The organism is Aliidiomarina minuta, from assembly GCF_003987145.1.
GTDB classification, from domain to species: Bacteria; Pseudomonadota; Gammaproteobacteria; order Enterobacterales; family Alteromonadaceae; genus Aliidiomarina; species Aliidiomarina minuta.
Genome location: NZ_PIPL01000001.1, coordinates 329,036 through 340,850, shown reverse-complemented (window position 1 = coordinate 340,850; position 11,815 = coordinate 329,036). Strand labels below are relative to the sequence as shown.

At 50.6% G+C, this 11,815-nt stretch carries 12 protein-coding genes; 8 read left to right on the top strand and 4 right to left on the bottom strand.

The window, feature by feature from the left end; genetic code table 11:
• Positions 1–51 precede the first annotated feature (51 nt).
• From trxC to CWE09_RS01645, 4 genes are all read left to right on the top strand, one after another.
• Complete coding sequence (trxC, locus tag CWE09_RS01660) at positions 52–492, top strand: thioredoxin TrxC (RefSeq protein ID WP_126802169.1); 441 nt, start codon at positions 52–54, stop codon at positions 490–492.
• An 82-nt stretch (positions 493–574) separates the two neighbouring features.
• Entirely contained in the window at positions 575–1,222 is a 648-nt protein-coding gene (locus CWE09_RS01655; RefSeq protein WP_126802168.1) for a TetR/AcrR family transcriptional regulator, read from the top strand.
• Positions 1,219–2,892, top strand: a complete 1,674-nt coding sequence (locus CWE09_RS01650) for an isovaleryl-CoA dehydrogenase (protein WP_126802167.1) — start codon at positions 1,219–1,221, stop codon at positions 2,890–2,892. The genes CWE09_RS01655 and CWE09_RS01650 overlap by 4 nt, the downstream gene beginning before the upstream one ends.
• Positions 2,893–2,903: 11 nt before the next feature.
• A complete protein-coding gene (locus tag CWE09_RS01645) occupies positions 2,904–4,400 on the top strand; it encodes a class I adenylate-forming enzyme family protein (protein ID WP_126802166.1) in 1,497 nt (498 codons plus the stop codon).
• Between the two features lie 35 nt (positions 4,401–4,435).
• On the opposite strand, the gene CWE09_RS01640 is transcribed toward CWE09_RS01645, so the two are convergent.
• On the bottom strand, positions 4,436–4,942 hold the full coding sequence (locus CWE09_RS01640; RefSeq protein WP_198679576.1) for a phosphate-starvation-inducible PsiE family protein: 507 nt from the start codon (positions 4,940–4,942) through the stop codon (positions 4,436–4,438).
• Positions 4,943–5,102: 160 nt separating this feature from the next.
• Between CWE09_RS01640 and CWE09_RS01635 the strand changes: the two genes are divergently transcribed.
• The 4 genes from CWE09_RS01635 to iscR all read left to right on the top strand — a co-directional run bounded on the left by CWE09_RS01635 (position 5,103) and on the right by iscR (position 10,456).
• A complete protein-coding gene (locus tag CWE09_RS01635) occupies positions 5,103–6,944 on the top strand; it encodes a GNAT family N-acetyltransferase (protein WP_126802165.1) in 1,842 nt (613 codons plus the stop codon).
• Positions 6,945–6,946: 2 nt separating this feature from the next.
• Positions 6,947–7,864 carry a histone deacetylase family protein gene (locus CWE09_RS01630; protein WP_126802164.1) on the top strand — a complete coding sequence of 306 codons (918 nt, stop codon included), beginning with the start codon at positions 6,947–6,949 and terminating at the stop codon, positions 7,862–7,864.
• Positions 7,865–7,933: 69 nt separating this feature from the next.
• A complete protein-coding gene (dbpA, locus tag CWE09_RS01625; RefSeq protein WP_126802163.1) occupies positions 7,934–9,313 on the top strand; it encodes an ATP-dependent RNA helicase DbpA in 1,380 nt (459 codons plus the stop codon).
• A 675-nt stretch (positions 9,314–9,988) separates the two neighbouring features.
• Positions 9,989–10,456, top strand: a complete 468-nt coding sequence (iscR, locus tag CWE09_RS01620; protein WP_126802162.1) for a Fe-S cluster assembly transcriptional regulator IscR — start codon at positions 9,989–9,991, stop codon at positions 10,454–10,456.
• A gap of 17 nt (positions 10,457–10,473) precedes the next feature.
• Here iscR and CWE09_RS01615 read toward each other — a convergent pair whose 3' ends face one another.
• From CWE09_RS01615 to CWE09_RS01605, 3 genes are read right to left on the bottom strand one after another with little or no spacing between them, the layout of a single operon-like run.
• Positions 10,474–10,884, bottom strand: coding sequence for a SufE family protein (locus CWE09_RS01615; RefSeq protein WP_126802161.1), 411 nt, complete (start codon positions 10,882–10,884; stop codon positions 10,474–10,476).
• A gap of 27 nt (positions 10,885–10,911) precedes the next feature.
• Positions 10,912–11,442 carry a putative Fe-S cluster assembly protein SufT gene (gene sufT / locus CWE09_RS01610; protein WP_126802160.1) on the bottom strand — a complete coding sequence of 177 codons (531 nt, stop codon included), beginning with the start codon at positions 11,440–11,442 and terminating at the stop codon, positions 10,912–10,914.
• Position 11,443: 1 nt separating this feature from the next.
• Entirely contained in the window at positions 11,444–11,800 is a 357-nt protein-coding gene (locus CWE09_RS01605; protein ID WP_126802159.1) for a HesB/IscA family protein, read from the bottom strand.
• Between the last annotated feature and the right edge of the window lie 15 nt (positions 11,801–11,815).

The window sequence follows — 11,815 nt, the reverse complement described above, 5'->3', positions numbered from 1 at the left end:
GGCCTCCCACAAGCCGCATTAAACTATAAACGTAACCACTGGTAACCTGATATGAGCGATACCCTAGTTATTGGCTGCCCCAACTGCGATGCTCTCAATCGCATCCCAGCCGAGCGTATAACCCAACATCCGAAGTGCGGCAGTTGCAAAGAACGCCTGGTTACCGGCATTCCTTTTGCCTTGAACCCACGCAATATAGACAATCACCTGAATGCTGATTTACCCGTCGTGGTCGACTTTTGGGCGAGCTGGTGCGGCCCCTGCAAGCAGTACTCGAAAACCTTTGAAATGGTCGCAGCCCCCTTTGCTGAACAAGCACGCTTTTGTACCCTGAATACCGAACAGGAGTCTCAGTTAGCAGGTAAATACCATATCCGTAGTATCCCTACCACCATTGTGTTTTACCAGGGCGAAGAGATTGCCAGAGAGTCCGGAGGTATGCATCCCCAGCAATTGCATCAGTGGCTGGATGAAGTACTTAAACATATCTGACCTGCTTTCCTGCAGGTCTTTTTTTACCTGTTGACAAAAAATGAATCATGATTCACTCTTTAGCTACACACAAGGGGGAAGCATGGCCTATCGTGAAACTGAAAAAGTACGTAACCGTAAAGCAGCGACCCGGGAGCAGGTATTGCAGTGTGCTCTGGTGCTTGTTGCGCAATCCGGTTTTAGTGGTATTCAAATGACGCAGCTGGCCAAACAGGCAAAACTCGCTACTGGAACCCTATACCGTTACTTCCCCTCAAAAGAATCACTCTTTGCAGAGGTTTTTAAACGGGCTACCGAAATAGAGGTCGCCCGGGTCGAAAGAGCCTTGCAACAAACTTCTGGAGAAGCGCCTGATCGAATTGAAGAAGCCTTGAGGGTTTTTGCCAGGCGGGCTTTAAAAGCACCCAACCTGGCCTGGGCGTTGATCGCTGAACCTGTGCAGGCCGAGGTTGATCAGCAGCGCCTGGAGTATCGCATGCGTTACGCCAGGCTCTTTGCCGATGCTATTCAGCAGGGTATTGATGAAGGTAGCCTGCCGCTCCAGCGTAGCATGCTAAGTAGCACCGCTATGGTTGGAGCCATCGCCGAAGCCCTTATCGGGCCTTTGGCTAAAGTGTCCAGAGAGATGATGGTACCGGCCAATCAGCAACAGATTATTGACGATATTTTACGTTTTTGCATACACGGTATTCTGTGCTCTGCAGAACGCCGTCAGGGAGCCCCATTATGAATACCAGTTATCCTAAAGCCGATCGTTTTATGGCGGTCACTCATCAGGTTGAAAATCAGCCCGAACCACTGCAGGACTACAACAGCTATACAGCCGATAAAGCCTTGCAACAGGCCTTACACCGCGAAGGTGCGGGCTGGGCTGAACAAGAGCTGGTCGATTTCGGCAAATTGACCGGCAGCGCAGAGAGCATTGCCCTGGGTTTTTCCGCTAATGCGTATAAACCCGAGCTGATTACTCATGACCGCTACGGCCATCGGGTAGACCAGATTGAGTTTCATCCCAGCTATCACCAGTTGATGAAAACCTCTATTGAGCATGGTTTGCATGCCAGTCCCTGGAGCGACCCCAAACCTGGCGCTCATGTAGCTCGCGCCGCTAAGTATTATCTGCAAACCCAGGTCGAAGCCGCTCACGGCTGCCCTATTACTATGACTTTTGCAGCCATTCCTGCACTACGCCATCAACCTGATCTATTTGAAAAGTGGGCACCTAAAATCACCGCCCCTGTCTATGATCCGAGAAACATTCCTGATACCGAAAAACAGGGTCTGACCATAGGTATGGCGATGACGGAGAAACAAGGCGGCTCTGATGTGCGCCGTAACAGCACTCGTGCCTTTCCCCTGGCCCGCACAGGCGCTGGCCAGCCTTATGAACTGGTCGGTCATAAATGGTTTGTATCCGCGCCCATGTGCGACGGCTTTCTGGTGCTGGCACAAACCGAAAACGGACTTTCCTGCTTTCTATTACCACGCTGGCGACCCGATGGCAGTAAGAACCCGCTGCAGATACAACAGCTCAAAAATAAAATGGGCAATGTCGCCAATGCGTCCAGCGAAACTGAACTACGCGGCGCTTTTGCCTGGATGGTGGGCGAAGAAGGCCGTGGCGTACGTACTATTATTGAAATGGTCGCCACTACCCGTTACGACTGCATGATAGGTTCCTCTTCAGGTATCCGTCAGGCCACCGTACAAGCCATTCATCATGCTTCGAACCGGGCCGCTTTTGGTGCGACTTTGAGCGAACAGCCACTGATGCAGAACCTGCTTGCGGATTTAGCCCTGGAAAGCGAAGCCGCAATGACCTATACCCTGCGTATGTCCAGGGCTATGGACAATCAACAGGACGAACACGAAAAACTACTCGCTCGTATTGCCACCCCGGTAGGTAAATACTGGATTTGCAAACGCGTGCCTAACCATGCTTATGAGGCCATGGAAGTGATTGGCGGCACTGGCCTGATGGAAACTCATATCATGCCCCGCCTGTTCCGTGAGTCGCCTGTTAACTCAATCTGGGAAGGCAGCGGTAACGTTCAGTGCCTGGATGTACTGCGCGCTATTGAACGACAACCTGAAGTACTGGACGCCTATTTTGCCGAACTCAAGCGCGCATCCGGTGCCGATAAACGCCTGGACCGTTTTAGCAGCGCTTTGCAAAAAGAATTCAGCAATCAAAAGGACATTCAGTACCGCGCCCGTAACCTTACCGACCGCATGGCATTAGCGCTGCAAGGCGCACTGTTGGTGCAACATGCACCTGACGCCGTAGCCGATGCCTTTTGTGCAGGTCGACTGGATGGTCACAGCGGGCTTAACTATGGAAATTTACCCAGCGGTCTGGACTGTGCCGCCATCATTAATCGCGCACGAGCAGAAGCGTAAGGAGAACAGACATGAATATTGCAGGATTTGTAGCCCGAAATGCACGTAAATATCCGCAGCACCAGGCAGTAGTTAGCCCTGAATCTACACACAGCTGGGCCCAGCTTGATCAACAGGTAAACCAGCTGGCGCGTTATTTAAGCCAGCAGCATAAAGTTCAGGATGGTGACCGCGTGGCGCTGGTATTACCTAACAGTTATGCCTTCATTGTGGCTTATTTTGCCGTACAGCGCGCAGGAGCCATTGTAGTGCCCGTCAATGTACGCCTGGCTGCTCCTGAGCTGGAATATATTCTGCAGGATAGCGGAGCGGCCACAGTACTTACCTGCAGCATGACCGATGAAGCTGTCAAACTGCTGCAGGAAAAAGGCACCAACGCGGTATGGCTGGATGATGTGGATCACCTCTTACAGGATGTTTCTAACGCCCCCGTAGACTGCGACAGTGACGATGATGATCTCTGTGCGCTGCTCTATACTTCGGGCACCACAGGCCGCCCTAAAGGCGTGTTATTTAATCATAAAGCCTTGCTCGGCGTGGCCACCATGTTTGCCGTCGAAATGGAGTATAAACCAGAAAGTCGCCTTCTCAGCCTGATGCCCTTTACTCATTCAGCGCCGCTTAATCTGAGTCTGGTCGCAGGCACCATGGTGGGTTGCACCCATGTCGTGGCCCCTACTTTCACGCCGGACTTACTGCTCGACTTAGTCGAAAAAGAAAAAACCACCCACTTTTTCGGCGCTCCGGTGGCGTATCGGTTAACTGCCCAGCATCCGGATATTGCGAACCGAGACCTCTCATCCATGACACACTGGATATATGGCGGTGGACCCTTAGCCGCAGATCACGCACAACTGGCACGTAAAGCTTTTGCTTCCGATCAGTTTTATTGTGTCTATGGCCTGACCGAAGCCGGTCCTACCGGAACTTTGTTGCTGCCAGAGGATCATGCGACTAAAGCAGGTTCTATTGGTTATCGGGCGGCTTTGAACACTGAAATTCGTTTAGTGGACGAAGCGGATAAACCTGTGGAAACAAACCAGCCAGGTGAAATTCAGCTGACCGGCGAAGGCATGATGCTGGGCTACTGGAATAAACCGGAAGCAACGGCCGAAGTCTTAACCGAAGACGGCTGGTTACGAACCGGTGACATTGCCATTCGTGATGAGGACGGTTTTTACTGGGTGAAAGACCGCAAAAAAGATCTGATCATTTCAGGAGGTGTGAATGTCTATCCTCGCGAAGTTGAAGACGCCCTGGCCTCTCATCCAGAGGTTGCCGAATCCGCCGTAATCGGAGTTCCTCATCAGGAATGGGGCGAAACGGTGAAGGCCTGTGTGGTTCTTAAATCGGATCTGGATAATGCAGAAGAAGCTTTAAAAGCACACCTGAAACCCTTGCTGGCTGACTATAAGGTGCCCCGGCTCATTCAGGTGATGACGGAGTTGCCACACAATGCCAACGGCAAAGTCCTTAAACATCTGCTCAGAGCCGAGCAATCGACCTGAACTGACAGTATAAAAGGGGGGGGCTTCTGCCCCCCTTATCCATTCTTTTTGCTATTGACAACTTTCTTTGATATCAACCAATAGGTTACCCCCAGAGCGATAATCACAACACCCAACGACAGCAGGTATTCAAAAGATACCGTTTCTTCCAGGTCAAGAACGATCACCTTACGTGCTACCGCCATCAATGCTGTGGCAACCACCAGCTGTACAGGAAGCACGTTAGTCCCCAGATAAAGGCGGATATTAATAAATATCTCAATCGCAATCAGCACGACCATGAAGGAACCAAAGATGACAAAGAAGTCATTCATTTCGATCAGAAAACGCGGTTCGTCCATGAGTTTTTCATAAATAACGAAACCCGCATCCACAACGCCCCAGCCAATGACTACCACCATCATTATTGAAAGCACCCGCACCGCCAGGCGAATAAAAAGATGCAATGCATTAATCAGACTGTCGTCATTATGCTCTGGTAGTTGATCATGAATAATAGTCTGACTGTCATCTTCTTCCTGCTTAATTCGATCTTTAACCATTCTCGGTCCTTTTTTTGTTACCTTTCTTTAAAGCTAATAGACAATTACTAAGTCCGCAATTTACTGGCTATTATTTGATTCTAGTCAGCCCGGCTAAAGTCGTATTGCAACTAAGCTATAGTCTAGGGCAAAGTGATAGCCTCAAAGCACAGAGGATAGTATGCAAACACAGAAGTTAGACTGGTCAAAGCTACTTAAATCCGGACAACGTATTTTCATTGGCTCTCATGCAGCGGTACCTACCGCCCTGATTGACGACCTTATTGCTCATTCAAAACATCTGCACGACATAGAAATTGTGCAGTTGCTAACCTTGTCAGATAACAAATGGGCAGGCCCTGAATTTCAGCAGCTGTTTAAGGTGAACACCTTTTTTATCGGCGGTGATACCGTGCGCACGGCTGTCAATGAAGGCAGAGCCGACTACACGCCTTGTTTTATGTCGGATATTCCCAACCTGTTCAGTAACGACATTCTGCCGCTGGATGCCGCGCTTATTATGGTCAGCCCGGCAGATAAATATGGTTATCACTCGATGGGCGTCTCTGTGGATGTAGTTTCAGCCGCCGCCAAGGCAGCGAACACGGTAATAGCCCAGGTGAACCCCAGAATGCCAGTCACCTACGGCCAGTCATTTTTGCACCGCAATCAGATTCATCATTTGTGGGAGCACAGTCAGGAATTACCTGAACTACCCGCCCCACCCGTTGATGACAATAAAATCATTGAACGTATCGGCCAGTACATTGCGCTGCTGGTGGATGACGGCGCCACCCTACAAATAGGGGTTGGCAAGATTTGCGCAGCCGCCTTACGTTATTTGAGTAACCGTAAAGACTTAGGTATTCACAGCGAACTAATCACCGATGACGTCATGAATCTGATGCTGCAAGGGGTGATTAACAACCGCAAAAAGACCTTCCATCCCAATAAAATAGTCACCAGCTTCTGTGTGGGTAGCCGGGCCTTGTATGACTTTGTTGATCACAATCCCCATATCGGTTTTTACCCCAGTGAATACGTCAATTCACCGACCAACATCGCTCGTAACGATAATTTCATTGCTATCAACAGCGCCATTGAAGTCGACCTCACCGGTCAGGTAGTGTCCGACTCCATTGGTCATCAGTTTTACAGCGGCATTGGTGGCCAGGTCGATTTCAGTCGCGGTGCCAGCATGAGCCAGGGCGGCAAACCTGTCATAGCCCTGCCCTCGACTGCGAATCAGGGAGAGACATCGCGCATTGTGCCATTTATTCGCGAAGGTGCCGGAGTGGTGACGTCCCGAGGCCATGTGCATTATGTCGTCACCGAGTTTGGCGTCGCCTCGCTGCGCGGCAAAAGCATTCGCGAGCGCGCACTGGAGCTTATTCGCGTCGCCCATCCCAAATTCCGCAATGAGTTATTACAGCAAGTGCGCGAACATTACTGGGTGCCCCACTACCAGCAGCAAACTCCCAGCGATGTACCTGAACTGGGCAATGTCGGTTTTAAAAAGCTCAGTATTCATGGTGAGAGCTTTGACCTACGACCACTGTATCCCTCTGATGAGCGTCGCCTGCAGGAGTTTTTCTACTCGCATACTAAAGAAACCCTGCAATTAAGATATAACGCAGTACCGACCCAGATGAGCCGGGAAAAATCCTGTACTCTGGTCAGCATTGACCAGAGCAAAGATTTAGCCTTGTGCATAGTGCGTCAGAAAGGTTCTGCCGCTCAGATCCAGGCGGTAGGCCGCTATTACTTAATCGAAGCGCAAAACAGTTGTGAAGTAGCTTTTGTAACTCGTGAACAGCATCAGGGCCAGGGCATGGCCAGCCTGTTACTGGAAGAAATGATACGCATTGCCCGATTACGGCAATTAACCAGCATGCAGGCCTATGTCAGGGCTGATAACACGCCTATGCTGAATGTTTTTGAACGGGTTGGATTTAAACGCCTGCCAGCCGATGAACCCGGTGAGGTTTCCTTGTTATTGGAATTACAGAAGGACGTAACCTGATTATGTCGATCACGATTTTTAGTCATCCCGATTGCGAATTGCATAACCCGGATGAAAATCACCCCGAGTGTCCGGAACGTATACAGGCCATCAACGACCAGCTTATTCGCTCCGGCATGGAGTTTGTGGTGCAGCAAAAAGATGCTGGAATGGCCCACCTGGATGATATTTACCGCGCTCACAGCAAAATTTATGTAGACGAACTGATTGCCAAAAGTCCGCAAGAGGGACATATCTGGCTGGATCCGGATACACCAATGACGCCACAGAGCCTGCAAGCAGCCCGGCGCGCTGCAGGAGCCGCCATAGATGCGGTCGATGAAGTCATGAATGCGGATAACCAACAAGCATTTTGCGCCGTGCGCCCCCCAGGGCATCACGCCACTTACGATCAGGCAATGGGCTTTTGCCTGTTTAACAACATCGCTATTGCCGCCTGTTATGCCATGCATAAATACGATCTTGAACGCATTGCTATCATTGATTTTGATGTTCACCACGGCAACGGCACCGAAGATATTTTCAAAAATGACGACCGGGTGTTGTTCTGCTCTTCGTTTCAGAGCGCTTTTTATCCTTTTACCGGCGAAGACAGCAACCATAAAAACATCGTCAACGTACCTTTAGCGGCTGGCTGCAAAGGCCCTGAATGGCGTGCTGCCGTCAGCGAGCTCTGGTTTAACGCCATCGAGGAAATGAAACCACAGCTGATTTTGATTTCAGCCGGTTTTGATGGCCATGCTGAAGACGATATGGCCCAGTTTTTTCTGCGTGAAGACGACTACCACTGGATCAGTGAGCAACTCAAACAGCTCGCCGACCGCCATTGTAAGGGACGCATCGTATCCACTCTCGAGGGTGGTTATAACCTCAGCGCCCTGGGCCGCAGCGTAGTGGCCCATTTAAAGGGCATGATGTAAAGCGGCCAGTTTGTTATACTGCCGTTTTTAGCGCTATGGGCATCCAGCCCGCGCAGCAGGATGACAACCATGTCCGCAACAGATTTCTCCAGCTTGCCGTTAACCAGTGAGCTGTTACAGACCTTAAATGACTTACAATATTCAGCAATGACACCCATTCAGGCGCAAAGCCTGCCTGCGGTGTTAAATGGCCAGGATGTGATTGCCCAGGCCAAAACAGGTTCGGGCAAAACCGCCGCCTTTGCCCTTGGCATACTGGCTAAATTGGACGTCAAACGCTTTCGTGTGCAAAGCCTGGTGCTCTGCCCTACCCGTGAGTTGGCCGAACAGGTTGCCGAAGAAATACGCCGCTTAGGGCGTTCTCAGCACAATATTAAAGTACTGACTCTTTGTGGTGGCGTGCCTTCGCGTTTTCAGACCCTGTCGTTAGAACACGGCGCTCATATTCTGGTGGGTACTCCTGGCCGGGTGCTGGACCATTTACAGCAGGAACGTATCGACTTTTCTGAATTATCCATGCTGGTACTGGACGAAGCCGACCGCATGCTGGATATGGGGTTTCAGGACGATCTGAAAGCTATTATCAGTGCCACTCCGGAGAGTCGCCAGACGCTGTTATTCAGCGCTACCTACCCGCCACAAATTGAAAAGCTGGCCGGCAGCCTGATGCAGGAACCACTCAGGGTCACTGTCGAAAGCGAAGTTCAGCACAGCAATATAAAGCAGCAGTTTTATAAACTGGAAGGCACGCCTCGTGAGCAGGCGGCTATGTTGCTACTGCAGCAATTCCAGCCGGAAAGCTGTGTGCTTTTTTGCAATACCAAACGGGAAACCCATGAGCTGTACCAGACCTTAAAAGCTAATGGTTTTAGCGTACTGGCATTGCACGGCGATTTAGAACAAAAAGATCGCGACCAGACCCTGGTTCAGTTCAATAATAAAAGTGCGCGCATTATGGTCGCCACTGACGTCGCCGCCCGGGGACTGGATATTACCGCACTGGATATGGTGATCAACGTGCAGATGGCACACGACAGTGACACCCATACCCATCGTATCGGACGCACCGGACGAGCTGGCGAAAGCGGACTGGCGTTGACCCTGGTCAGTCATCAGGATGACTACAAGCTGAGCTTATTGCAGGATGAGATCAGTGAAGACATTCACTTGCTGCCCTTACCGGACCATGCCGTACTGCAACAGCCTCCGGCTAAAGCCTTAATGGTCACCCTGCAGATCCAGGGCGGCAAAAAACATAAATTACGCCCAGGTGATATTGTCGGTGCCCTCACCCGCAACGACCAGATCCCTTTTGACAAAGTCGGCAAAATACAACTGCAAAGCATGTGGAGTTATGTTGCAGTAGAACGCAGTTTAGGCGGCAAAGCGCTGCAGATATTAAACAACGACAAACTCAAAGGCCGCAGCTTCCGGGCACGCAGCTTGTAAGGCAGGGCTAGCGGCAGGTGGAACCTGCCCTACCCAAAACCGGCAACACCGTATGGCTGGTGGCACCTGTTCAATTCCGCGTAGGGCAGGCTCGGCCTGCCGTATAAGCATTCCGTCTTGCTGCAGGGCCGGCGGCAGGTGGAACCTGCCCTACCCAAAACCGGCAACACCGTATGGCTGGTGGCACCTGTTCAATTCCGCGTAGGGCAGGCTCGGCCTGCCGTATAAGCATTCCGTTTTGCTGCTGGGCCGGCGGCAGGTGGAACCTGCCCTACCCAAAACCGGCAACACCGTACGGCTGGTGGCACCTGTTCAATTCCGCGTAGGGCAGGCTCGGCCTGCCGTATAAGCATTCCGTTTTGCTGCAGGGCCGGCGGCAGGTGGAACCTGCCCTACCCAAAACCGGCAACACCGTATGGCTGGAGGCACCTGTCCCGCCGATCCCCGCGTAGGGCAGGCTCGGCCTGCCGTATAAGCATTCCGTTTTGCTGCAGGGCCGGCGGCAGGTGGAACCTGCCCTACCCAAAACCGGCAACACCGTATGGCTGGTGGCACCTGTCCCAAACCGGCAAAACCCCATCGAGTACCTGACTGCAGCACTAGGTTAAATACTTGACCAAAACACTAGGTTTATGGCATAGTCAAAACAGAATTTCAGCCTGGGCAGACGTGATTATGAGACTTACATCTAAGGGCCGCTACGCGGTGACAGCTATGCTGGATGTTGCTTTGCATGCACAAAAAGGGCCTGTTTCCCTTGCCGATATTTCCGAACGCCAGGAGATATCATTATCCTATCTTGAGCAGCTTTTTTCCCGTTTACGCCGCCATAAACTGGTCGATAGCGTTCGTGGTCCCGGTGGCGGCTATAAATTAAGTCGTGTGGCTAATGAGATCTCCGTTGGAGAAGTCATACGTGCGGTTAATGAATCTGTTGATGCAACACGCTGTCAGGGTAAATCGAATTGCCAGAACGGCCTCACCTGTCTGACCCATAATTTATGGTCAGACTTGAGCGATCGCATCTCTGATTTCTTAGACAGCATTACGCTGGGCGAGCTGATGGCTAAAAATGATGTGCAAAAGGTAGCTGAACGGCAAAAAAGTGAAAAGCTACGCATAGATACCAGCATAGCTTCTTAGCGGTTACGCTGTATGGGTTATACGGCTCGTTGTGCCTGATTACGAATATTAGCCACAATAGCACGCAAACCATTGCCCCGGGTCGGGCTGATATGACGTTCTAAATCGAGTTGCTCAAAATAATCATCAATATCAAACGCCAGAATATCCGCAGGCGCTTTATCATTATAAGCGGCCATCACCAGCGCTAACAGTCCCTGCACAATAATAGCATCGCTATCCACTTCAAATTGCAAGCGACCTTCCCGCTGATGACTAATCAGCCAGACGTTGCTCTGACAACCGCGCACCTTATACTGATCTTTATGCTCAGATTCAGGTAATCTTGGAATGCCCTTGCCCAGATCAATAATGTACTGGTAGCGTTGTTCCCAGTCGTCAAAAAACGCCAGGTCCTCTACTATTTCTTCACTGCTTGGTAACTTCATTCAGTGGCTATACCTGTAATCTATTAGTTAAAAGAACAAACCCGCTTCAAGCTGAGCTTCTTCGCTCATCATGTCCCGCGACCAGGGCGGATCAAATACCAGTTCTACGTCGACCTTTTCTACATTAGGTACCATAGCAACACGATACTCGACATCACCGACCAGCACAGGACCCATGCCACAGGCTGGAGCCGTCAGGGTCATCTTTATATTAACCTGTTTCTTAGCCTGGTCGATATCGACATCATAAATAAGCCCGAGAGAAACCAGATTAATAGGTATTTCAGGGTCAAATACACTTTCCAGTGCCTGCCATACCTGATCCTGATTAATCTCGTCATTGTCAGCTTCGGCAAAATCCAGGGTTTGCGCTTTGCGTCCAAGTGCATCCGCATCGGTACCGTCGATACGCAACATATTGCCCTGCCAGGTTACCGTATAGTTACCGCCTAAATCCTGAGTGATAGTGACAAACTCACCCTTAGGAATAATTTTGGTTTCACCCGTAGGAACCCGCCGCGCTTTGCATTCGCGCGTTGTCGAGACCATATTCTGCATATTATTTAACGCTGAAGCTTTCGCCGCAGCCACATTCGTCGACTACGTTCGGATTATTAAACTTAACAATACCGTTAACGCCTTCTTTGACGTAATCAATTTCAGTATTGCGCAGTACGTCCAGTGCTTCTTTATCCACGGCTATGCTCAGATTATCACTCACGGGTACCAACGCGTCATTATCGCCTGCGGTATCAGCGAAATCCAGTACATAGGCATAACCTGTGCAGCCGCTGAGCTTAGTACCCAAGCGGATAATTTTACCCGGCTGCTCGCTTAATTTTTTCTCAAAATAACGTACAGCCGTGTCTGTCATGCTAATAACAGCAGACTGCGGAACAAATGTTTCTACAGACATAAGCCACCTCCAGTT